General features: G+C 53.9%; 19 protein-coding genes and 2 pseudogenes. 17 read left to right on the top strand and 4 right to left on the bottom strand.

Translation table 11 applies throughout. The features are described 5' to 3' along the window. Positions 1-141 precede the first annotated feature (141 nt). The 6 genes from SC206_RS02690 (at position 142) to SC206_RS02665 (ending at position 6,065) form a co-directional block, all read left to right on the top strand. Complete coding sequence (locus tag SC206_RS02690) at positions 142-1,251, top strand: ATP-grasp domain-containing protein (protein ID WP_332733945.1); 1,110 nt, start codon at positions 142-144, stop codon at positions 1,249-1,251. After that, positions 1,248-2,390: a phosphoribosyltransferase domain-containing protein gene (locus SC206_RS02685; RefSeq protein ID WP_332733943.1), complete on the top strand. Its 1,143-nt coding sequence runs from the start codon at positions 1,248-1,250 to the stop codon at positions 2,388-2,390. Before SC206_RS02690 ends, SC206_RS02685 begins: the two co-directional genes overlap by 4 nt. Beyond that, positions 2,383-3,168, top strand: coding sequence for a hypothetical protein (locus SC206_RS02680; protein WP_332733941.1), 786 nt, complete (start codon positions 2,383-2,385; stop codon positions 3,166-3,168). Before SC206_RS02685 ends, SC206_RS02680 begins: the two co-directional genes overlap by 8 nt. A gap of 1 nt (position 3,169) precedes the next feature. Next, positions 3,170-4,288 (top strand): cysteine protease StiP family protein, encoded by a 1,119-nt coding sequence (locus tag SC206_RS02675; RefSeq protein WP_332733939.1) that lies wholly within the window; start codon positions 3,170-3,172, stop codon positions 4,286-4,288. Continuing rightward, the gene (locus SC206_RS02670) at positions 4,288-5,244 is read left to right on the top strand and encodes an HpcH/HpaI aldolase/citrate lyase family protein (RefSeq protein WP_332733937.1); all 957 of its coding nucleotides are present in this window, start codon (positions 4,288-4,290) and stop codon (positions 5,242-5,244) included. The genes SC206_RS02675 and SC206_RS02670 overlap by 1 nt, the downstream gene beginning before the upstream one ends. A gap of 341 nt (positions 5,245-5,585) precedes the next feature. After that, positions 5,586-6,065 carry a tellurium resistance protein TerW gene (locus tag SC206_RS02665; protein ID WP_332733935.1) on the top strand — a complete coding sequence of 160 codons (480 nt, stop codon included), beginning with the start codon at positions 5,586-5,588 and terminating at the stop codon, positions 6,063-6,065. 40 nt (positions 6,066-6,105) lie between these two features. Here SC206_RS02665 and SC206_RS02660 read toward each other — a convergent pair. Then, positions 6,106-6,216, bottom strand: a pseudogene (locus tag SC206_RS02660) (NAD(P)/FAD-dependent oxidoreductase); the annotation flags it as partial. A gap of 280 nt (positions 6,217-6,496) precedes the next feature. Here SC206_RS02660 and SC206_RS02655 point away from each other — a divergent pair. Continuing rightward, positions 6,497-6,949, top strand: coding sequence for a DUF4385 domain-containing protein (locus tag SC206_RS02655; protein WP_332733934.1), 453 nt, complete (start codon positions 6,497-6,499; stop codon positions 6,947-6,949). Positions 6,950-7,011: 62 nt separating this feature from the next. Here SC206_RS02655 and SC206_RS02650 read toward each other — a convergent pair whose 3' ends face one another. Continuing rightward, entirely contained in the window at positions 7,012-9,405 is a 2,394-nt protein-coding gene (locus tag SC206_RS02650) for a membrane-bound PQQ-dependent dehydrogenase, glucose/quinate/shikimate family (RefSeq protein ID WP_332733932.1), read from the bottom strand. 189 nt (positions 9,406-9,594) lie between these two features. Here SC206_RS02650 and SC206_RS02645 point away from each other — a divergent pair, with 189 nt between their 5' ends. Continuing rightward, positions 9,595-10,614 carry a LacI family DNA-binding transcriptional regulator gene (locus SC206_RS02645; RefSeq protein ID WP_332733930.1) on the top strand — a complete coding sequence of 340 codons (1,020 nt, stop codon included), beginning with the start codon at positions 9,595-9,597 and terminating at the stop codon, positions 10,612-10,614. A gap of 71 nt (positions 10,615-10,685) precedes the next feature. On the opposite strand, the pseudogene rfaD reads toward SC206_RS02645, so the two are convergent. Further along, a pseudogene (rfaD, locus tag SC206_RS02640) lies at positions 10,686-11,663 on the bottom strand (ADP-glyceromanno-heptose 6-epimerase). 366 nt (positions 11,664-12,029) lie between these two features. On the opposite strand from rfaD, the gene SC206_RS02635 reads away from it, so the two are divergent. From SC206_RS02635 to SC206_RS02625, 3 genes are read left to right on the top strand one after another with little or no spacing between them, the layout of a single operon-like run. Next, positions 12,030-13,844 carry a glycerol-3-phosphate dehydrogenase/oxidase gene (locus SC206_RS02635; RefSeq protein ID WP_332733928.1) on the top strand — a complete coding sequence of 605 codons (1,815 nt, stop codon included), beginning with the start codon at positions 12,030-12,032 and terminating at the stop codon, positions 13,842-13,844. Beyond that, positions 13,828-14,673: a class I fructose-bisphosphate aldolase gene (locus tag SC206_RS02630; protein WP_332733926.1), complete on the top strand. Its 846-nt coding sequence runs from the start codon at positions 13,828-13,830 to the stop codon at positions 14,671-14,673. The genes SC206_RS02635 and SC206_RS02630 overlap by 17 nt, the downstream gene beginning before the upstream one ends. 15 nt (positions 14,674-14,688) lie before the next feature. Beyond that, on the top strand, positions 14,689-16,188 hold the full coding sequence (locus tag SC206_RS02625) for an FGGY-family carbohydrate kinase (protein ID WP_332733924.1): 1,500 nt from the start codon (positions 14,689-14,691) through the stop codon (positions 16,186-16,188). 58 nt (positions 16,189-16,246) lie between these two features. Here the strand turns inward: SC206_RS02625 and SC206_RS02620 are convergent, their stop codons facing one another. Next, the gene (locus SC206_RS02620; protein WP_332733923.1) at positions 16,247-17,233 is read right to left on the bottom strand and encodes an aldo/keto reductase; all 987 of its coding nucleotides are present in this window, start codon (positions 17,231-17,233) and stop codon (positions 16,247-16,249) included. A gap of 315 nt (positions 17,234-17,548) precedes the next feature. On the opposite strand from SC206_RS02620, the gene SC206_RS02615 reads away from it, so the two are divergent. From SC206_RS02615 to SC206_RS02590, 6 genes are all read left to right on the top strand, one after another. After that, on the top strand, positions 17,549-18,301 hold the full coding sequence (locus SC206_RS02615) for a FadR/GntR family transcriptional regulator (protein WP_332733922.1): 753 nt from the start codon (positions 17,549-17,551) through the stop codon (positions 18,299-18,301). Then, positions 18,301-19,386: an ABC transporter ATP-binding protein gene (locus tag SC206_RS02610; protein WP_332733920.1), complete on the top strand. Its 1,086-nt coding sequence runs from the start codon at positions 18,301-18,303 to the stop codon at positions 19,384-19,386. Before SC206_RS02615 ends, SC206_RS02610 begins: the two co-directional genes overlap by 1 nt. After that, positions 19,383-20,504: an ABC transporter ATP-binding protein gene (locus SC206_RS02605; protein WP_332733918.1), complete on the top strand. Its 1,122-nt coding sequence runs from the start codon at positions 19,383-19,385 to the stop codon at positions 20,502-20,504. The genes SC206_RS02610 and SC206_RS02605 overlap by 4 nt, the downstream gene beginning before the upstream one ends. A gap of 102 nt (positions 20,505-20,606) precedes the next feature. After that, positions 20,607-22,124 carry an ABC transporter substrate-binding protein gene (locus tag SC206_RS02600; protein ID WP_332733916.1) on the top strand — a complete coding sequence of 506 codons (1,518 nt, stop codon included), beginning with the start codon at positions 20,607-20,609 and terminating at the stop codon, positions 22,122-22,124. 32 nt (positions 22,125-22,156) lie between these two features. Beyond that, positions 22,157-23,101, top strand: coding sequence for an ABC transporter permease (locus SC206_RS02595; protein ID WP_332733914.1), 945 nt, complete (start codon positions 22,157-22,159; stop codon positions 23,099-23,101). Position 23,102: 1 nt separating this feature from the next. Further along, on the top strand, positions 23,103-23,978 hold the full coding sequence (locus SC206_RS02590; protein ID WP_332733912.1) for an ABC transporter permease: 876 nt from the start codon (positions 23,103-23,105) through the stop codon (positions 23,976-23,978). Positions 23,979-23,988 lie beyond the last annotated feature (10 nt).

Here is a 23,988-nt window from a genome sequence, read left to right as displayed (position 1 = left end):
TACTATACAGATTAAAAGCCAGATTTACTTTTCCAAAAAAGGTGATTTTATTTTAATCATAATATGATTGACATGTTGCAAGGCTCAACCTAGACTCGCGTTAATCCCTCCTTCGCTTGTCATTATTGGAAAATAAAAACAATGAGTCTGACCCTTTGGCTAATGGAAGGTTTGTCATCACAGCGTGACATTATTTCGAGCATTAAAACTTTCTGGGAAAAATCCTTTTGTAATAAAACCTTCATTAATAAAACGAGTAAATCTTTAACATTAATCGCGTCACACCGTAATCAGAGAAATGAAATACTTTCTTTGGCCGATATTGCACTTATTGAACCTCGGGAAGATGCGCAGCGTTTTCAATTTATTGTCGACACGGTTGAAGAATACGGTGTCAACGCGATTCACGCCGGACGTAATCCGCAGTGGTTCGAATCTCATCGTGCCGCCATCGAGGCGCTGGGCGTTTCACTGACTACCGGCGCAACCGACGCAAACTCTTTCGAACTTGCCGACGATAAAGTCGAATTTGCTGCCTATATGCAGCAACACGCGCTACCCGTGGTGGCTTCCGTGCAGATAAACAGTGCCGATCAACTGCGTGATGAGATTGCGCAAAATCGCCAGTTGCCGCAGCCCGCGAGGCTCTGTGTGAAACCCGTTACGGGTATTTATGGCATGGGATTTTGGCGTTTTGATGACAGCGCCAATCCGATGGCGGCGTTTACTCATCCAGATAATCGCAAAGTGCATCCCGATTTATATCTGCACGCTCTTGCGCAACAGGGTGAATTCGCGCCGTTGGTACTGATGCCTTATTTACCGGGGCCAGAATATTCGGTCGATATGCTGGTGAGTAAAGGAAAGGTGCTTGCCGCCGTCGCGCGTCGAAAAGAGGGTTCGTTGCAATATCTTGAGCAATCTGGCGAGGCTTACCAGCTGGCATTACGCTGCGCCGAGGTGATGCAGGGCGATGGATTGATCAACGTTCAAACGCGCCATAACGACGACGGCGTACCCGTGCTGCTCGAGATAAACATGCGTCCTTCAGGCGGCATTGGTTATACGCGTCATAGCGGCGTTAATCTGCCCGGCCTGTTTGCGTTATTTACTCTCGGCGTGTTGAGCGCAGCAGAAGTCACTGAAATAGCCAAAAACAGCTTTAGTCCTGCCGTGGTGCGTCCGCTAACCGAGGCCGTGCTTTACTCTGCCACGCTGGAAAACAGCCCGTCGAACAAGGTGAATGCATGAGCGAGATAATTTCACCGGTTATTTATCGCCGCGAGTTGGCTGGTGGCACGCTCACCGTCACGCCTACGGGCGGCTCGCTGGCGTTAGAGGCACTGTTTGATATCGCTGAACGACAGAATCCGAAACGCGCCTTCTTGTTTGTCAGCAAGGTTTTAGGCCGCCACATTCCCGTTTCTCCGGCCATCATGCGTAATGCCTACCGCCAGCTTGCCCAGCAAATTCCTGCCGATTTGCCACAGCCCGTGCTGTTTATAGGTATGGCTGAAACCGCGGTGGGCCTTGGTGCGGGCGTGTTTGACGAAGCAAAGGCCGCCTTTGCCGATGCCGTTTATCTCACCTCGACGCGTCATCCGGTGGACGGCGAGCTACTGTGCGAATTCAAAGAAAATCACAGTCACGCCACCGATCACCTACTTTATCGCCCTACCGATCCCGTTTTGCGTGACCGCGTGTTGCAGGCTCGTAGCGTGGTGCTAATCGACGACGAAGCCACCACCGGCAATACCTTTGTGAATTTGCTGCACGCGCTTCGGGTTGACGGCAATCTCCACCAGCTTGAGCGCGTGGTTACGGTAACGCTCACCGATTGGAGTGGTGACGCGCTGGCAACAACCTGCCCTTTACCCGTTAACGCCGTGTCGCTCGTGCAGGGTGATTGGCACTGGGAGAAAAATCCGCTCGCGCCTATCCCCTTGATGCCCAACGTGAATATCACCGCCAGTGGCAGCGTCAAGATTACCGGCAAGCAAAGCTGGGGACGTCTCGGCATGGCAACTTCCGCTGCCGATCTAGGCGCTGAGGTTCACGCCTTGCCCGATGAAAATATTCTGGTACTTGGCTCGGGAGAGTTCGTGTGGGAGCCGTTATTGCTGGCCGAAAGGCTCGAAAAGTCAGGCGCGAAAGTTAAATTCAGCTGCACCACGCGCTCACCGATTGCCCTCGGCTTCGCCATCGAATCAGCGTTGGCATTTAAAGACAATTACGGCCTCGGCATTCCAAATTTTGTTTATAACATCGCGCACCAGCAGTTCGACCGCATCCTGTTATGCGTCGAAACCGAAGCGAACAGCGTCGATCCACTGTTAATCGATGCCTTACAGCGCGTCGCCCCCGCCGTCGAGGTTATCTATTATGCTTAATTCCGCCAATGCCCCTGTCGTTTTTACCGACCTTGACGACACGCTGTTTCAAACGCGGCGTAAAATGGTCGACGAACTGGCGCTGCAGCCTTTTCGCACTGGCGCGCTTGACCGTTCCCTGTCGCCGCGCAGCTTCATGACCGAAGAGCAGTCGATGCTGGTCGATTGGCTGCTCGATCACGCCGACCTGATTCCTGTTACCGCGCGCGGCACCGAAGAGATAAGCCGCGTCGCGATCCCGTTTAAATCCTGGTCGATCACCACGCACGGCGCGGTAATTCTTGATGCGCATAAGCAGCCCGATCCCGTCTGGCGCGCGCTGATGCTCGACAAACTGACGCCCTATCGCGCGCGTTTGTTGCAGCTTCAGCAAGATATTACCCAATTAATGCATGAGCGTGATATCAACGGCTGGGCGCGCATTAACTATGAATACGGCGACACGCCGATTTACTTGGTGATGAAGCACACCGACAGCACGCGCCTAGACGAACTGAACGCCTTTGGTGATGAAATCGAACAGAAATTTTCTACAGCAGGTTTCTATATTCACCGCAACAGCAACAATATTGCGTGGCTTCCCGACCCCGTCGAAAAAGGCCTCGCCACCCGCTATCTGCTCGATAAATTGCGGGCCGAACGCGGCGTGTTTCCGGTTATCGGTTTAGGCGATAGCCTGAGCGATCACCGCTTTATGAAGCTTTGCACCTGGTTTGGCATCCCCAATCAAAGCCAGTTTGCCCAGCACATCAACGCCCGCCTATTTGGAGAATCTTAAGATGAGCGATTTTGTGCCTTTCTCCGGATCCTATCTGCCCCACGACGTACATTTTTTGCTTAAACCTGTCGAGCTGGAGATGACGCCCGTTGAAGAAAAAGAGCAACTGATTCAATCGGGTGCGCGGCACTATTCCGAGATGCTGAGTCAGGAACCCGAGCCGACCGCGTGGCATCTGGATCTCTTCGCGCGCGCATTGGCGGGCGGTGCCGAACGTCTGGCGATTGAAGTCGTGATGCTGGCAAAAGCGCTGGCAGCGCAGTTTGGCAGCACGCCCATTGTGCTGGTTAGTTTAGTGCGCGCGGGTGTGCCACTGGGCGTAATGTTGCAGCAAACGCTGCGGGAAATGGGCGTTGAATCTCATCATTACGGCATCAGTATTATCCGCGATCGCGGTATCGATGAAACGGCGCTCGGCTGGATTGAAGCGCGGCACGGCACCGAAGGCATCGTGTTTGTCGACGGCTGGACCGGCAAGGGCGCGATCACTGGCCAGCTGCAACGCTCGCTCGCCGGACGCGCAGGTTATTCATTTTCTTCTGTAAATTCAGGCTTTTTTACGCAACAGCTTGAGCAACCTCGACTCGTGGTACTGGCTGATCCGTGCGGCTGTTCATGGCTCGCCGCCAGCGACGACGACTGGCTAATCCCGTTTGGCATCATGGGCGCACCGGTTTCTGGGCTAATATCGCGCTCCATCTGGTCCGCAGACGGACTGCATGGCTGCGTAAAGTGCGATCATCTTAGTGAATTCGAATGCAGCAGGCTGCTGGTCGATACCGTCGCCGAATGCCGTCAACGCCTTGATCTCAATAAGATTGTCGCGAGTGCATGGCAGCCGAAGGATTATGCTCATCTTAAGGCGTTGAGCGAAAAAGTGATCGCTCAGCTTGCCGAAGACTATGACATTTCCAGCATCAATCGAATCAAGCCCGGTATCGCCGAAGCCACGCGCGCCGTATTACGTCGTGTACCGGAGCACGTTTTGGTGCGTTCCGTCGACGATCCCGACGTGGCGCTGCTAGTTTATCTGGCACGAGAAAAAGGCATCGCGATTGTAGAAGTCGGCGATCGCCTCGGCCAATATCGCGCCGTCACCATTATCAAGAAGGTGCATTGATGACAACGAGACTTTCACCTTACCGCCTCGGCGCAACGCTTTATATGCCCGCAACGCGCAATGACATCGCCGATATCGTGTTAAATAATCGCATTGAAGGCCTGCGTTCCCTAGTTATCGACTTAGAAGACGCCATCAGCGAGGCCGAAATTCCTATCGCCCTGACTCATCTCAGGCGCGTGCTGCAAAGGCTTTCTGCCGCAAAAAATGTGGCAAGCGGCAGCGAACGGCCGCTGGTGTTTATTCGTCCGCGCCATTTGGCGATGAGCAAACAGCTGATTGAACGCGAGGATTTAGGCTCGATCGACGGGCTGGTGCTGCCCAAATTTACCCTCGCCTCGCTGCCGGCGTGGTGGGAGATTATTCAGCACACGTCCCTGAATATTATGCCGACGCTGGAAACCGAAGAGGTGTTCGACGTCGCAAAGATGCGCGAGCTGGCCGTTGCGCTTGCCGAGCACCCTTGCCATGAGCGGGTGATCGCGCTGCGCATCGGCGGTAATGATTTGATGAACGTGATTTCCCTGCGTCGTCCGCGCAATCTTACCCTGTACGACGGCCCGATGGGTTACGTGATTAAAATGCTGGTCGCGGTGTTTAGCGCGCGTGACTTTGCCCTCACTTCGCCGGTGTGTGAACATATTGACGAGCAAAACGTGTTGGAAAGAGAGCTGGCGCTGGATATTGCCCACGGATTAGTCGGCAAAACGGCGATTCATCCGAATCAAATTTCGACCATTGAACAGGCGTTAAGAGTCTCATCGGCGGATCATGAAGATGCGCTGCGCATTCTAAACTCGCGGCAGGCGGTTTTCAAATCGCAGGGCGCAATGTGCGAACCCGCTACCCATCGCCGTTGGGCGTTACGCGTGCTTGAACAAGCGCAAATTTATGGCATTTGGCAAGACGGCGGACAGGACGGCGTTAGGCTGGTCAATCTCACGCAAAAAAACTGACTTTCTGAATTTTACGCTGTTTTAGAAAGCTGCCATAAAACTGAGCTTAAGGTTAATAGAGTGAACATCACGTTGATTTAACTCAACTTGATTTAACCAAGGTTGAAACTCACCTTGTTAACATTTGTCATTTACTAGAAACGCTAATGAACGGATTCAGAAATAACGGATTTAAAAGCGGCCGATTTAGAGATAAATCACTGTGGCAGCGCGGTCAGTTTCTGTTTAATCGTTATCAGAAATCGAACTTGTGCTTATCCGTTGGTGCAATTATCCGTTGGTGCAATAGCAGCCGTCCGTGCATTAGCGGCAACTCAACCCTTTTCGGGCGTTTGATAAATATGCAAATTAGTACACGACAAGCCCGAATTTTTCGCCTGGCGCTGTTATTGTCTTCTGGACATCCGGTGTCGGCAGCGAAAATTATCTCCCAGCTTGCCTGTTCCGAGCCGACGCTGACCCGCGCGCTGAAAGAGCTGCGCGACACTTACACGGCTGAAATTAAATACAGCAAGGCGGCGCACACCTATCAGCTGGTTGAGCAAGGTCAGCTGGATAAAAAAGCGCTTCGCTGGATGAGTGAGGCGCTCTCTGCAAACTCGGCGGCGCTCTCTTCCACTAGCGAGAAAGGCGTGTCGCTAAGCAAGGTCAAAAAGAAAGCCGTGTCGTTGTCACTCAGAACCTCGGTTTTGCGAAAAATCGACCAGCTTGCCATGCTTGCCAACACGACCCGCAGCGACGCCGTCGAACTGCTCGCCGACCGCTACATTGCCGAGTTGGCCGACGCTATCAAGGCCAACGCGGTCACCGTGCGAAAATAACTGCCTGTCTAAAAGCGATCGAATCGATAAGGCGCAGGGTCGATAAGCCAGGAATCTTATTAATCGGCCCGATCACCGCATTTGAATCTGGCGTCACATCAATGGTTCCGGCCCACGCATCGGCAATTTCTGCCTGCTGAAAAATCGGCCAAAAGTCCTAAGCCCCTGCCCGTCTGCCCCTTTAACCGGGCGGACAGGTTTTACCTTCAATTCAAGAAGTGCCAATCATGAAGTGCCAATAAATAACTGCCAATCAAGAAGTTTCCTTCGTTAACTTGCCATCCATAGCTTCCCATCCGATAGTTTTCCATCCGATAGTTTTCCATCGGTAACACCCTTATTCTTTCTACTACACTCAATGAAACACGTTATTGCGTAGACAAATTATCAAAGCACTGGTGATGGAAAGCACAAAGAGGGAGCGAGACGGAATGAAGAAAGAATTTGATTACGAACAGGATTTCAACACTATCGATTTTCGCAAAAATCCCGAGCTTTATCAGGTTGGGCGCGGCGAGCAAGGCGTGTTGATGGTTGAACCTTACAAGTCTGAAATCTTGCCCCATTGGCGTTTCAAAACGCCTGCGATTGCAGAAGTATCTGCGAAAGCCATCATGGCGCTGTTTGAGGAATACCGTAAAAAAGACGATTTTGTCGGCATGGACATGGCCAGAAAATTTATTCAGATGGGCTACACCCGCGCGCGCCGCTACGCCAACTATCCCGGCGGCCGAAAATATGCCGAAGACCGCAGCCTGCATCCACGCAATTTCGATGAAGAAAAAGCCGCCTCCGCCGCGATCTTCAAAGAATACTGGGACCGCCTGCGCGCCGACCAAGACTATCTAACCCGCAAAAAAGCGCACCAGAAAGAGTTTGGATGAAATTGCAACCGCCATAAAAAAACCCCGCCGAAGCGGGGTTTAAAGTTTACTAAACCAGACGATTAAGGTAATGCGTAGGCGATGACGTAGTCCCCACGGTTATCGTTGGTGCCGGTTCGGGTGGCGCCACCCGCGACAACGACGACGTACTGCTTGCCATCCTTATTCAGATAAGACATCGGTGCGCCCTGTCCGCCAACAGGCAGACGCCCGCGCCACAGCTCTTTACCGGTGGTGTTATCCAGCGCGCGAACATAATAGTCCAGCGTACCGTGGAAGAAGGTCAGGCCACCTTTGGTTACCAGCGGGCCGCCCATTGTCGGCATACCCAATGGAATGCGCACGCCCGGCACCACACCAGCAACCGGTGCATCTTGAATGCTGCCCATCGGCACCTGCCAGCGCGTTTTACCCGTCGTCAGATCAATGGCGGTCATTGAACCAAACGGCGGTTTAAAGCATGGAACACCCAGCGGTGAAACGAACATCGAACGCTCAACACCCCACGGCGTGCCGTTTTGAGCCGAGTATTCGCCTTCGGTGCTTGGCTTCAGGCCGACACGTACAGCATCTTCACGTTTAATGAAACGTCCCCACTGCGCCATGCGAATATCGTTCACAATCAGCGTGCCGGTAGACGCATCAATCGCGCCGCCGCCCCAGTTAAAGCCACCATAGTAGCCCGGATAAATCAGCGTACGTTTCTTGTCAGACAGCGGCGTAAATTCGCCTTCCCAACGCATCTCCTTGAATTGGATACGGCAATAGAGCTGGTCAAAGATAGACGCGCCCCACATATCCGACTCTTTAAAGGCCGTCGTACCCACAGAAAGCGCGGAATACGGCTGCGTCGGGGAGACTTTCATGCCCGGCATCGCATCGGTAGAAACTTTACGGTTTTCAACAGGGAAAACAGGTTTACCCGTGCGACGGTCGAGGACAAAAATCTGTCCGCGCTTGGTCAACTGGATAAGCACCGGCGTGGTGGTGCCATCTTTACCCGGCAAATCATACAGAATGGGCTGGGATGAGACGTCGTAGTCAAACTGGTCCTGATTGGCGGTACGGAAATGCCAGCGCTCTTTACCGGTTTTCAGTTCGATTGCAACCACGGAGTCGTTGTATTCATTAGAATACGGATGACGATTGCCCGTCCAGAAATCGGGAGTCTGGTTACCTGTAGGGAAATAAGCGAGACCCAGTTTTTCGTCGTAGGCCGCTGTTCCCCAGAAGTTTGGCGTTTCGATAGTATAAGTCTGGCCGTCGGGCAGAGGCGTACTGTCGCGCGGGCCACGGGAAGGATCCCACGCCCACAGCAGCTTACCGGTTTGCACGTCAAAGCCGCGCACAACGCCAGATGCTTCGCCCGTAGTCAGGTTGTCGTTTAACTTGCCGCCAACCATGATAACGCCATTGGCAACCAGTGGTGCCGAGGTCAGGAAGTAAGAATCTGGAGCCGTCGGGCCAAGGCCTTTCAACAGGTCAACATAGCCGTTGTCGCCAAAATCGGAACAGATTTTACCGGTTTCAGCATCCAGCTCGAACAAACGCGCGTCGATGGTAGTACTGATGATGCGTTTACGACAGGTCGCCGGAGCGGCATTCGCAGGAACGGCAGCACTTTGCTCAGCCGGTAACGTAGAAAGATCGGCGTAGCTGACGCCACGACAACGCTTCCAGTTTTTGTTGGCTGGCGTTTCTTTAACGCTCGGATTGTATTTCCATTTCTCTTGGCCCGTGGTTGGATCAAGCGCAATCACTTTGTTGATCGGCGTACAGAGATACACGGTATCGTCGATTTTAAGCGGCGTTACCTGATATTCGGCACCGTTGGTTGCCAAATCACCGGTACGATAGGTCCACGCGACTTTAAGGTCTTTGACGTTTTTGGTATTGATTTGATTAAACTGGGCAAAACGTTGTCCCATGGTGTTGCGACCATAGGCTGGCCAGTCGCTGCCGCTGTCATCACCTGCCGTATTCGCGATCACTGGCAAGGCGGCGTTATCACTGCCTTCGACTTCAGGATGCACGCGGAACATATTGGCAAAAATAGCGGCGATAGAAGCCACCAGCACCACGGAAAGCACGGCGCTGAATTTGCAATTAAGCACTTTGTTGCCGTTTGACTTTCTAAGCAGCGGCGCGCAAAGGGTCACTAATAGCGTGACGACCAGGAATGCCACGGTGCGCGGCACTAATTGCCAGAAATCGGTGCCGACTTCAGAGAAGGCCCAAATTAAGCTGACGATTAATAATCCCCATGTCAGCCATAATGTCCAGGCACGTTTTTTGATTAATCCCCATCCACTGCCTGCCATCGCAAGGCCTGCGAAAAGATAAAACCACGATCCACCTAATGTTATTAAATAAAGTCCTCCTGCTGCCAATATTAACCCTAGCAAGATGAGGACTACCCCGATTATATTAACCACAATACCTGTACTTCTTTTCATTATTGAAAAATGTCCTTAAAGAATTTCCCGTAATTGGGCCGTAGTTGCAGAAATAACGCACACTTCCGCCATCCTGTAATAGCAAATAGGAGAAATTGAGAAATTTAAGAAAATAACAGTTAACAATTCGGCACAATAGCAGATACATTTAGACAACAATAGAAACAGCAGACCTCAAAAAGACCTCAAATGAAATTCTCAATCAAGCAGATTGCCTTGCAAGCGGGTGTGAGCAAGGCCACGGTCGACCGCGCATTACATGGTCGAGGCGCAGTTCACGCGCAAACACAGCGTCGGATTGAGCAGGCAATCAAAGATCTGGAGTTGCAATTACACAACGGACTCGCCAGCGGCCGCACCATTATCATTGACGTCATCCTGCATACCCCGGCCCGTTTTAGTCAGATGGTGGTAGATTCGCTGCTGGGTGAAATGGGAAGTTTCGCGCCGTTTAAAATCTCGCTGCGCCTGCATATTTTTGAGGAAATTAGCGTCAAAGAAGTGACCAAACTCATGCTGCGCTGCGCAACCGACAGTCACGGCATCGTATTAAAAGCGTTGGATAATCAGGAAATTAAACACATTATCAGTCAGTTGCATCAGCAAAGGGTGCCGGTTATTACACTCGTCACGGATCAAAATCAGTGCGAACGTTTCCGTTATATCGGCATCGAAAACCGTTCTGCTGGCAGCACTGCGGCATATATGATGGCACGCTGGTTAAAAGAAGAGCAAATTTCGATTGCCGCCGTCATAGGTGCCGAACATTTTCACGGCGAAACCGAACGTGTTGAGGGTTTTTGTGAAACATTGAAGATAATGGCACCGCTTCTGGAAACAAAGCGTATCTATGGCGGCTTTGGCATAGATGCCCTTACCTACAACGTTGTTAAACATTCGTTAAAACTGAATCCGGATATTGCTGCCGTTTATAGCGTCGGTGGCGCAAATAACGCCATTCTTCGCGCATTTAGCGACCTTAATCGACCCGTAAAAATGTTTATCGGTCACGATCTCGACAGCGACAACCGTATTTTAATGGCGCAAGGAAAGCTAGATTTAATTATTCAACATGACTTAAAGCAGGATGCGAAAAACATATTTAAAAGCATTTTGGAATATCACGGATTTATACCGACGATGGCGACTGAACATAGCGAAGAGTTTTCCAGCGTAAGCGTAATCACGCCGTTTAATATGTCACTGTAACGGTGAGTTATCAGTAACGACTTTCAGCCTTAGATTTGAAATGGTGCTTAACATATCCCGAGCATGGGGGATTACTCCCCCACCTGACGTAAATAGTCAATATACTTGGCCATGCCTTCGCGCAAAGGCGTAAAGCTTGAGGTATAGCCCGCGGCACGTATCTTGCTGATATCAGCCTGGGTAAAGTATTGCGCGCTGTTTTTTAGCATTTCAGGAAAAGGCGCGAAGTCGATGTTCTGATGTTTTTCAGACAGTTCGAACGCCGTTTTGGCGATGGTCAAAAATGAATTAGCTTCACCCGTGCCGACATTATATATACCGGAGGGTGGTTTAGTCGCGAGCAACCATTTAATAACGTTAGTCACGTCATCGATATAAATAAAGTCACGCGACTGTTCGCCGTCGTCATATTCCGGCAAGTCAGATTTAAATAAGGTCACAGGTTTGTCATTTAAAACCGAATAACAAATTTTTCCGACAGAACTTTTTAAGGTTCCACCACGAAACTCGCCGGGGCCATAGACATTAAACAGTTTCAATCCGTACCAGTGTTCTGGCGTCTGAACATCTGGATTTTCAACATCGCGCGCCACGCGCAAATCGAACAGATTTTTGCTCCAGCTGTAGAGATTCTGTGGATTCAGCTTATTCAAAAAACGCGGCGATTGGTGATCTTTAAAGCCTCTGGAACCGTCGCCGTAGGTTGAAGACGAAGAGGCATAGATGAAGCTAACGCCGCGTTTAGCGCAAAATTCCCAAAGCTTAAGCGATCGCGAAACATTGTTTTCAAGAACGTCATCGGCATCCACCGCCGTGGTACAAGACTTAGCGCCTAAATGAATAATGGCATCAAGCTGCGGGCCTTTTTCAAGCTAGGATTCGAGTTTACCGAGGGGAATAAAGTCGCTGAACTCACAGTCTATTATATTGCGCCACTTATCGTCGCGGCCCATCGTGTCGCAAATAACCACGTCAGTAATACCGGCTTTATTTAACGCCAATAAGACGTTAGAACCAATAAATCCTGCCGCACCGGTTAATAAAATCATGCTAATTCCACATCGAGAATGACGTTATATGACTTTATAGGTTCATAATAAGTCAGAAGATTAAAAGGAAAGATATCACGACGCTTTTTTGGAAAAAATCAGCAATTTCTTAGAAAGACTCATTAATTATTCTAATCATTCCACGAATTGATCGAGATCAAGTTTTGTAGGTTAGGAACAAGATCCCCAGCGTCAAGCGTTTACGGCTCGAGGATCCTTTTGTGCGCTTATCCACCGACCCAGATCACAAACTGGTTACAATTAATAATCAGTACCTTGCCCATCCCTGTTGTTGTGCCCTATACCTCTCTTAGACCCCGATCCCTTTCACTAAATAGAGGCGGGCGGCGATTACAGGAGCTCGACATGGTTAATCAGTCACAGCAGGTTGACACCCAGCGTGAGCAGAAAATCGCGCGTATTCAAGGCTTAACCGAGACGCCAGTGGTTATTATTGGCGGCGGAATCAACGGCATCAGCACCTTTCGCGAGCTGGCACTGCAAGGCGTGCCGGTCATTATGGTCGAACAGGGCGATTGGTGTCAGGCGGCGAGCGGCGCACTCTCGCGGATGATCCACGGCGGCCTGCGCTACCTTGAAACCGGCGAGTTTTCACTGGTTAAAGAGTCGGTGGAAGAGCGTGACCGATTACTGAAAAACGCGCCGCATTACGTCGCCCCACTGCGAACCACCGTGCCCATCGACAGCTGGAGCGGCGGACTGGTCAACGCTGGCAAACGCTTCTTCCGTTTAACTGAACGCCCTTCACGACGCGGCGCGCTGATCATCAAAACCGGCCTGTCGATGTACGACCTTTATACTCGTCAATACGGCTCGATGCCGCGCCACCAGCTGAATGGCGAGCAGGCGACCCGCCAGAGCTGGCCTGATTTCGCCGAATGGGTCAAGTGCAGCGCCACCTATTATGACGGCTGGATCAGCGCGCCCGAACGGCTCGGCGTAGAGCTGGTGAATGACGCCGAGCAGGCCAATCCGCTTGCACTGGCGCTGAATTACACCCAGCTTATCGCCAGCGACGGCGAAACGCTGACCTTTAAAGATACCCTCGGCAATCAGACTTTCACCCTGCGCCCGCACGTGGTGGTGAATGCAACCGGCGCGTGGATCGACCGCGCCAACAGCACGCTCAGGCAAAATCCCGCCACTAGAAAGCTGATTGGTGGCACCAAAGGTTCACACCTGATTATCCGTCATCCCAAGCTGCTGGCGGCGCTTAACGGCGGAATGGTCTATTACGAAAATGAAGAAGGCCGCGTGTGCATTATGTTCCCGTGGTATGGCAACGTGCTGGTCGGCTCGACCGATATTCGTATCGACAACCCCGATGACGTGGTCTGCACCGACGAAGAACAGCGCTACATTCTGCAATCGCTGAAATTTGTCTTTCCCACTATCGACATTAAAGAAGAAGACGTGCTTTACACCTTCAGCGGCGTGCGCCCTCTTCCCTTCACCGACAGCGAAATCAATGGCCGCATCTCGCGTAATCACACGCTGGTGCTACTGCCTCCCGACGCCACGCGCTATTACTCGACACTTTGTCTGGTTGGCGGCAAGTGGACCACGTTCCGTAAATTTGGCGAACAGGCGGCGCATAAAGTGCTGAAACTGCTGGGCCGCACGCGCAAAATTTCAACCGAAGAGATGGCAATCGGCGGTGGCAAAGATTATCCGCAGCCGGAGAGAAAGGCCGCCTGGATCCAGCAAATCAGCAAGCAAAATAATTTGCCGATTGAACGTATCAGCCAACTGTTAACACGCTACGGCACGTTGGCGGCGCAGATCGCGGTTTACATTACTCAGCAACCCGACCAGCCGTTGAGTAGTTATGCCGAATACAGCCGCAACGAGCTGCGTTACCTGATTCATCACGAACAGGTGCAAACGCTGGAAGATTTGCTGGTGCGCCGCACGCCGATGGCGATCAGTGGGAACCTGACGATGCAAAGAATTGAAGAAATTGCCCAACTATTAGGTGAAGCATTGCATTGGGACGACGACCAGCGCGCGCAGCAGCTTGAAACGACTCTCTCGCGCCTCGCCAAACTGCACGGGTTAACCAGCATCAACGCACCCTCGCCGTCTAATTCATCACCTTCAGCGTCACCTCATTCGACGCTGGCGATTTCAGAAGGAGTCAGCCATGACAGCGCCTCATAAAGTCAGGCTCAACCGCCTGTTTAATAATGGAAAATGTCTCGACGTCGCGATTGACCACGGCATTGCTAATGAGCCGGACTTTCTCATCGGGCTGGAAGATATCGGCACGGTAATGAGCAATCTGATTGCCGCGCAGCCCGATGCGATTCAGGTCAATTACGGTCAGGCGGATTTGTTGCAAAATCAGCCGCAGAAAAAGCCGGCGCTGGTGCTGCGAACCGATGTTGGCAATGCCTATAACGCCGCGCGCCACCGCGAAATGTGGGCGGTGTTGCACAATCCCGATGCGCCAATCTTGGCCGCGCTGCAAATGGACGCCGCCGCCGTGGTGGTGAATTTATACATGATCCCCGACGAGCCCGGCATCTTCCGCCAGTGTGTCGAAAACATTGGTCGCCTGCGCCACGCCTGCGAAAAATACGCCATGCCGTTGATGATTGAGCCACTGGTCATGGCACCGGCGGGCGAAGGGGCGGCGTACGGTTCGCTCGGCGACGCGAGTAAAATCATTCCGTTAGTACGTTTGGCGCGCGAGCTGGGTGCAGACATTATCAAGGCGGATCCAACCGAAAACGTCGAGGATTTTCATCGGGTTGTTGAAGCGGCGCGCTGCCCGACGCTGGTACGTGGCGGCGGGAAAGGCGAGCTTTCCGCCGTGCTCGACAAAACGGCGGCGCTGATGGCACAGGGCGCTTCCGGCATGGTGTATGGCCGTAACGTGTATCAGCACAACAATCCGTCGCAGGTGGTCAAAGCGCTGATGGCGATAATCCATCAGGGCGCCAGCGGGCGCGACGCAATGGAGATTTACCACCAGTTCGGCGACTGAAAACGGAAGCGACCTATGAGCAAATGTTTACTCGGAATTGATGCCGGAAACACCATGATCAAAGCGGTGCTGTTCGACTTGGAGGGCAGCGTGCTCTCCGTCGCCGAATGCGCGGGGGAAACCCACCAGCCGCAGCCGGGCTACGCCGAACGGCCGATTGAAGATATTTATCACGGCGTGACGCAGGCCGTTCGCGCCTGTCTGGCTCAGGCTCCTCGACGGGATTTACAGGTGATTGCCGTCGGCGCGGCGGGTCACGGCAATGGGCTTTACGCGCTGGACAAACAGCGCCGCCCGCTGCTAGGCATTCAGTCGATCGACAGCCGCGCGACGGAACGCGTGCATCAACTCGAGCTGGACGGCAGCGATCGGCTGATTTATCAACGCTCACTGCAAAAACCGTGGCCCGCCGCGACGCCCATTTTGATCGGCTGGCTCAAACGCCACCAGCCCGAGGTTTATGCCAATATCGGCCATTTCTTGCTGGCTAAAGATGTGATCGCCCATTTTCTCAGCGGTGTTATCTCCACCGACTATTCCGACGCCGCCGGTGCCGGTTTACTTTATTACGCGTCGCGCGACTATGATCGCGAACTGATGGCGCTTTATGACATCGAAGACGCCCTGCCCCTGCTCGCGCCGCTTAACGAGTCATGCGACGTGGTCGGCAAAATCACCCCGCAGGCCGCCGCGCTAACGGGTTTACCCGTCGGCATTCCCGTGGTCGCAGGCATTTTTGACGTCGTCGCCAGCGCGGTCGGTTCCGGCGTGGTTAATACCGGCGAGGCCTCTATTGTGGCCGGAACCTGGAGCATCAATCAGGTGGTGGTCGACAGGCCAGACTATCTGCGCCCCGTGTTTATGAATTCGATAATCGAACGCGATCGCTACATGGCGATTGAGGCCAGCGCTACCTCGGCGGCCAATCTCGACTGGTTCCTGCGCGAGTTTGATGATGGCAGAGCCGGTCAAGGCGCGGCGCGCAGCAGCGATATCGTCGCCCACGTTGCCGCCAACGACCAGTTGCCGCTCTATCATCCGTATCTCTATTCAGGCCGAAAAGCGGGCGTATCCAAAGCCGGATTTTACGGTTTAGGCGGCTGGCACACTCGCGCCGACATGCTTTATGCGCTGTTTGAGGGCGTAACTTTCGCCCATCGCGCGCACATCGACAGGCTGCGCGCGGCGGGCATTGCCTTTGAACAGGCCACGCTTTCGGGCGGCGCGGCGCGCAGTTGCATCTGGCCGCAAATGTTCGCCGACGTATTAAACATTCCGATTAAGGTCACCGAATGCAAAGAGACCGGCGCACTCGGCGCAGCCATTTGCGCGGGCGTAGGCGTGGGTATTTGGCGCGACCTCGCGGCAGGCGTCAAGCAGGCGGTAAAGGTCACCGCCCAGCCGTTATTGCCGATTCCCGAGCAGGTCGCCTTCCACGAGCCGCGCTACCGATTGTTCAAAAAACTTGAAACCGCCATGTCGACTATTTGGGACGCCGACGAAGCTTTTCACTAGAGATTAAGTAAATATCAGTGAGATTTAAGGCAAAATCATTTGCATTTGGTTTGGGGAATTAGTCATGTTCAGCCACATTGTGTGGAATATAGGGCGCTTCAAGCTGGGCAATCTCTTCTGCGCTCAGCACCAAATCACTGGCCGCGACGGCGTCGTCGAGATGAGAAAATTTAGTCGCCCCAATGACTGGCGCAACCACCGATTTATGACGATAAAGCCACGCCAGCGCGACCTGCGCCTGTGAAACACCGCGTTCAGCGGCCACGGCGGTAACGGCTTCTATTACGCTGCGATCCGCTTCTGCCGTGGCGGAATAGAGCTGTTTCGCGAAGCGATCGTGCCCGTGGCGCAGAGAATCCGTCGGTTGCTGCCACGGACGCGCCAGTAAACCGCGCGCCAGCGGACTCCACGGCGTTACGCCAATCCCTTCACTTTCGCATAATCCCAGCATTTCGCGCTCTTCTTCGCGATAAAGCAGATTGAGGTGATTCTGCATGCAGATAAAACGCGTCCAGCCGTTATATTTCGCCACCTGTAGGGCTTTTGAAAATTGCCACGCAAACATCGATGACGCCCCCAAATAACGCACTTTTCCGGCTTTAACCAGGTCGTGCAGCGCCTCAAGCGTCTCCTCGAGCGGCGTGTCGTAATCCCAGCGATGAATTTGATAGAGGTCGATATAATCAGTACCGAGACGGCGCAGGCTGGCGTCACATTCGGTCATAATCGCCTTGCGCGACAATCCCTTACTGTTTGGTCCGCTGCGAATCGGATTATAAAGTTTGGTAGCAATTACCACGTTATCGCGGTTGGCAAAATCTTTAATCGCTCGCCCGAGAATCTCTTCACTGGCACCGTTTGAATACGAATTGGCGGTATCAAAAAAGTTAATGCCGAGCTCCAGCGCGTGACGAATAAAAGGCCGACTTTCTGCCTCATCCAGCGACCACGTATACCCGCTCGCCTCTTTCGGCGCATAGGTCAAACAGCCAAGACAAACCGCAGAGACTTCAAGGCCCGAATGGCCCAACTTCAACGTTCTCATCCTGTATCCCTTTCATTCGGCAACGAATATCGTTAATGACTCTCTCATCCCCGTTAACGGTGAATATCATCTACTCACCTCCCTTATTTTTAACAAGTTGCGTCTCTGCGGTGCAACTTTTTAAATCCCTGCTCCAAATAGGGCATTGCCTTGACTGAACCTTATCTGATTGATTCATGAATTTACAAAAGTTAAGCATATGAAAAATAGTGTTATTAAATTTTATTATCTGATTTTTTCCTGAACCATCGCGACATTGGTTCGATTTGTGCAATGCCTTGATGAGATCACGTTAACTACTAGGCGCACTGGATCATGTCTGCACCCTCTAAAGGCCAACATCGTGTCACCTCTTCCGCTAGCGCATTAGCGGCGGGCAATTCGCATTCGGCGCTGGAGCAACTGCGTCAGCTTATCGAGCAGCACCCGCACGAAGGTCAGCCGCTGCCGACCGAGCGTGACCTCGTTTTACGCCTCGGCGCGGGACGGCGCGAAATTCGTCGCGCGCTCGACGTGTTGGTTGAAGAAGGCCTTATCTGGCGCAAACAGGGAAAAGGCACCTTTATTGGTCCGAAAGCGCCCGCGCAGCCGCTGAGCCTGCAAGCAATGCCGAAGCAGTCGAACCTGCTGGAAGTGATGGAGGCGCGGCTGCAAATCGAGCCGGGTTTAGCGAAATACGCGGCCCTGCGCGCCACGCCCGAGCAGATTCAGCTGATGTGGCGACTGCTCGACAGAATGACCCAGCTTGACGCCGAAGATGCCGACCAGATTGAGCTGTGGGACAGCGCCTTTCACCGCGCGATTGCCGACGCCGCCGGAAATCGCCTGCTGCTCGGGCTGTTTGACGCCGTCGACGCGATTCGCCGCGACCCGAGCTGGCAGGCAGTGCGTGACAAAGCGCGCAATCAGGAGCGTCTCGATATTTACGACCATCACCATCGGCGCATTGTCGAGCACATCGCCGCGCGTCAGCCGCTCGAGGCCGCCAGGATGATGCGCGAGCACCTGCTGTTTTTGCAAAATGCATTTATCGCCACGTTGAATAATGACGATGAGGAACCCCTTTGATGATCGCCTCTAACATTGCGGCGCAGGCCGCACTCAAGACCACCGCCACGACAGCGACGCAGTCCGAGTTTGACTCTGCGTCGCAATCGGTACTGAAAATCGATGACCTCAAAGTGCAATTTCGCGGCAGTCCCGCCAGCGTGCTGGATGGCATTTCGCTAAACATTGCGGCGGGTAAAACGCTGGCGCTGGTTGGCGAATCGGGCTGTGGTAAAAGCGTGACTTCGCTGGCGCTGATGGGCCTGCTGCCGCAAAGCGCGCAGGTGCTACACGGCGAGGTAAATTTTGAGGGCCATTCGCTGCTGAAACTGACCGAGCGCCAGTACGCCGACCTGCGCGGACAGGAAATCGCGATGATCTTTCAGGAGCCGATGACCTCGCTCAATCCGGCCTTGACGCTGGGCGAGCAGATTAGCGAAGCCGTGATGCGTCATCAGGGCGTCGATAAAAACGAGGCGATGAAACAGACGCTGTCGATTCTGCAACAGGTGCAAATACCCGCGCCCGAACTCAGGATCAAGGCGTATCCGCATCAGCTTTCGGGCGGCATGCGCCAGCGCATCATGATTGCCATGGCGCTGGTTAATCGCCCGAAACTGCTGATTGCCGACGAGCCAACCACCGCGCTCGACGTGACGATTCAGGCGCAAATTCTGGCCCTGCTTAATCGCATGCAGGAGCAGAGCGATACCGCGATGCTGCTGATTACTCATGACTTGGGCGTGGTTGCCGAAGTGGCCGACAGCGTGGCGGTGATGTATGCCGGACAAATCGTCGAACAGGGCGAGGTGGCCGATCTGTTTAACGATCCGCAGCATCCCTACACCATCGGACTGATGGGGTCGATGCCGTCGCTGGCCTCGCGACAGGGAAAACTGTCGACGATTCCGGGTGCCGTGCCTTTGCCCGCCGATATGCCGAAAGGCTGTCGTTTCGCAACGCGCTGCCCGTTCGCTGACCTCAACTGTCATCAGCAGCGGCCAACACTCACCGCGCTTGATAGCGGCACGCATCAGGTTGCCTGTTTTAAAGCGCCGTTGGAGCAACATTTTTCTCTTCAAACCCATCAGGAGGCGCTGTCGTGAAGACTCCCCCACGCCCAATTCTCGAGGCCGTCGGCCTGAGCAAGGTGTTTAAAGGCCCCAGCTCGCTGTTTCGAAAAACCCCCGTCGTGCAGGCCGTCGACCGCGTGTCGCTGCGCGTTTATCAGGGCGAAACGCTGGCGATTGTCGGCGAATCCGGCTCAGGGAAATCGACCCTTGGACGCCTGCTGCTGCAACTTTTGCGCGCCTCGGAAGGCGACGTTTTTTATCAGGGCCAAAATATCAGCCATCTCTCTACCGCGCAGATGAAGCCGCTGCGTCGCGAGCTGCAAATCATTTTTCAAGACCCGTTTGCCTCTCTGAACCCGCGAATGACGGTCGAGCAAATCGTGGGGGAACCGCTGTGGCTGCACAACATGCTGCCTGACGCGGCGTCGCGTAAAGAGCGAGTGAGAGAGTTGCTGACTACCGTCGGCCTGCCCGCCGCCTTTAGCCAGCGCTATCCGCACGAGTTTTCAGGCGGTCAGCGGCAGCGTATCGGCATCGCCCGCGCGCTGGCTTCGGAGCCAAAACTGCTGCTTGGCGACGAGCCGGTTTCGGCGCTCGACGTCTCCGTGCAGGCGCAGGTGGTCAACCTGCTGGAAAGTCTCAAGCAGCAATTTGGTTTAACGATGATTGTTGTGGCGCACGGTTTGGCCGTTATTCGTCATATGAGCGACCGCGTGGCGGTGATGTATCTCGGGCAAATCGTTGAGCTGGCGAAGGTCGACGATATTTTTGACGCCCCGCTGCACCCCTATACGCAGGCGCTGATCGCCTCCGCGCCGCTGTTGACGCCGGGCGTAAAAAGGCCGGTGGATATGTTGCAGGGCGACATGCCGAATCCGGCCAATATGCCTACGGGCTGCCGTTTTCATACCCGCTGCGCGTACGCCAACGATCACTGTCGGCAGGTCGAACCTCGGCTGGAAAACGTCGACGAGTCGCGTCAGGTGGCCTGCCATCGCTGGTCTGAATTACTGCGTTCGCGCACGGCGGTATTGATCCCGCCCCCTTCTGCGGCTTTCACGCTGCGTCGCGCCCTCTTCGAGCAGGCCAGCACGCAGCTTGCGGCGACCAAAAATGCCGACGCTTTACTGAACGCGATAAAAATTACTTAACCAGCGCCTTATCTTAGAAAAATAGTCGTTATCAAAACATCAGTTAACAACGCATCAGTTAACAAAATTGATTAATGCCAATACCTTAAAAGGAATCACGCCATGAAATTTCGTCCTCGGCTCTCTGCTTCGTTAAGCGCTTTGCTGCTGTTAGGCACGGCCGGTTTTGCCCACGCCGAAAGCACCCTGCGCATTGGATTAGGTGCCGATCCCGATCAGCTCGATCCGGCCACCGCCCGCACCTATTATGGCCGCTTTGTGTTCAGCGCAATGTGCGATCGTTTAGTCGATGTCGACCAGCATCTGGCCATCGTGCCCGGCTTAGCCACTGACTGGAAATACAGCGACGACGGCAAAACGCTGAGCATGAATCTGCGTCAGGGCGTGGTGTTCCACGATGGCGAAAAGTTTGACGCCAACGCGGTGAAATATAACCTCGAGCGTTATCTGACGCTGCCCGGCTCGCTGCGTAAAAGTGAAATTTCTTCTATCGACTCGGTGGAAGTGACCGGCCCTTACAGCGTCAAGCTGCACCTGAAGAATCCAGACGCCGCGCTGTTAATGCAGCTGACCGACCGCGCTGGCGCGATGATGGCGCCTGAAGCGACCGCCAAGGGCAATGTCCCTGCGCATCCAGTCTGTTCAGGCCCGTATGAGTTCGTCAGCCGCGTGCAGCAGGACCGCATCGTGCTTAAGCGCTTCGAACAGTATTGGAATAAATCGGCCTATCATTTCGACAAAGTCGTGTTCCTGCCGATCCCTGACGCCTCCGTGCGCCTCGCCAATTTACAGGCGGGAGATCTGGATCTCACCGAAGGGATCGCCGCGACCGACGTCAATACTTTGCAAAGTAATCCGAAACTGGCGATGACCAAGGTCACCGGTTTGGGCTATATGGGCCTGACGGTGAATACCAATAACGGCACCGTAAATACCGGCTCGGCGCTGGCGAAAGAGGCCAAAGTGCGTCAGGCGCTGTCGCTGGCTATCGACCGTGACGCGCTGAATCAGGTGGTGTTCCAGGGGCAATATACGCCGTCAAATCAGGCATTTTCGCCGGTCAGCCCTTATCACGTCGACCTGCCGATTGCCGCGCGAAATATTGAAAAAGCCAAGGCGCTATTGGCCGAAGCCGGAGTGAAAACGCCGCTGAATATTGACCTGCTGGTCGCCAACAATCCGACCTCGCAGCAGGTGGCCCAGGTGCTACAGGCGATGGTGAGCGAAGCCGGCATCAATTTGAATCTGCAAATGACCGAGTTTGCGACCCTGCTCGATAAACAGCAGCGCGGCGATTTCCAGCTCTCCATGTCGGGCTGGTCGGGCCGTCCGGATCCTGATGGCAGCATTTATTCGTTCCTCGCCAGTAAAGGCGCGTTAAACGATGGGCGATACAGCAATCCACAGGTGGATCAGTGGTTGTTAAGCGCGCGTCAAACCAGCGACGTCGAGCAACGCAAGGCGCTGTATAAAAAAGTGGTCGAGCAGGAGAACATCGATCAGCCGCTGGTGTATCTCTATTTCGAGCCGCGCATTTTCGGCATGAGCAAGAAAGTTACCGGCTTTACGCCGTATCCAGACGGCCTGATTCGTTTGCAGGGCGTTTCGCTGACGCAGTAATAGGCGAGCGACAGGACTAAAAAGGGGCCACGATGCTTGAGTTAATAGTTAAACGTCTGATTTCTGCCGTGCCGACGCTGTTTCTGGTCACGCTGATGGTGTTTTCGCTGCAAAAATTGCTGCCGGGCGACCCGATTACCGCGATGGCCGGTGAAGAGCGCGATCCGGCGGTGATTGCCCAGCTGCGGGCGGAATATCATCTCGATGACCCGATCCCGAGCCAGTATTTTCACTGGGTCGGCAATGCGCTGCACGGCGATTTCGGTATTTCGCTGCGCACGCAGGAGCCAGTGTTGCAGCTGATCGCCAGCAAACTGCCGGTAACGCTGGAGCTGTCGCTGTGGGCGATGCTGATTGCGCTGATTATTGGCATCGGCATGGGCATCGTGGCGGCGGTAAATAAAGGCACCTGGATTGACAACGGGGCCAATTTTGTCGCGCTGTCAGGCATTTCGGTGCCGCATTTCTGGCTGGGCGTGTTGCTGATTATGTTCTTTTCGGTGAAATTGCAGTGGTTGCCCGCCTCCGGTTATGTGCCGTTTTCGGAAAATCCGCTGCAAAATTTGCGCACCATGATCCTGCCTGCCGCGGTGCTCGGGACCGGCCTCTCCGCCACGCTGATGCGCCACACGCGGGCGGCGATGATTGCGGTACTTAAAGCCGATTACATTCGCACGGCGCGCGCCAAAGGTCTGTTGCCGAAAAAGGTGATTTTTAAACACGCGTTACGCAACGCGCTGGTGCCGATTATCACCCTCACTACCCTGCTGTTCGGCGAGCTGCTGGGCGGAGCGGTGCTGTGCGAGCAGGTGTTCACGGTGCCCGGCTTCGGCAAGATGATCGTCGATTCCGTTTTTAATCGCGATTACGCCGTGGTTCAGGGCGTGGTGATGGTGGTGGCGGTCGGATTTTTGGTGATGAATCTGCTGGCCGACGTGCTGTACGTGCTGGTCAATCCACGTATGCGGAGGGGATAACATGAGCCAGGCTGTTTTACCGACCATTCAAACGCCGAGCGTTAGACAATCTAGTCGCGTCCTTAGCAAATTTTTGCGCAACAAAAGCGCGGTAATTGGCGCGGTGATTGTGATAGTTTTTGCGATACTCGCGCTGCTTGCGCCGTGGATTTCGCCGTTCGATCCGATCAAGGCTGATTTTATGGCGGTGCGTAAAGCGCCCTCTGCGCTGCATTGGCTAGGCACCGACGAGCTGGGCCGCGATATTCTGTCGCGTCTGTTTTGGGGCGCGCGCACCTCGCTGATGGCGGGCTGCGTGTCGGTGATTATCGCGATTGTCATTGGCGTGCCGCTTGGCCTGCTGGCCGGTTATTGGCAGGGCTGGATCGACAGCGTGATTTCGCGGGTAATAGAAGCGATGCTTTCCTGCCCGTTTCTGGTGCTGGCGATTGCGCTGGGTGCCTTCCTCGGCCCGAGTCTGGGCAATGCGATGATTGCTATCGGGCTCTCGGCGATGCCGATTTTTGCCCGCCTGACCCGTGCGCAGGTGATGAATATCCGCAACGAAGAGTATATAGAAGGCGCGCGGGCGATTGGTCTGCCCGATCGCTGGATTATTATTAAATACATTTTACCGAACGTGATGTCGCCGATCGTGGTGCAGGCGACGCTGGCGATTGCCTCGGCGATTATAACCGAAGCCAGCCTGTCGTTTTTAGGGCTTGGCCAGCAGCCGCCTTTCGCCTCGTGGGGCGCCATGCTAAACACGGCGCGCAGTTTCCTCGAGCAATCGCCGTGGATGTCACTGTTCCCGGGTTTGGCAATTTTTCTCGCCGTGCAGGGTTTTAACTTACTGGGCGATGGTCTGCGCGATGCGCTGGACCCGCGTGCCGATTAGCTTCGAGGCC

This window comes from Rouxiella sp. T17, from assembly GCF_036663475.1.
Classification (GTDB): Bacteria; Pseudomonadota; Gammaproteobacteria; order Enterobacterales; family Enterobacteriaceae; genus Rouxiella.
Note: the sequence above shows the minus strand (reverse complement) of the source record. Positions and strands in the feature narration are given on the sequence as shown.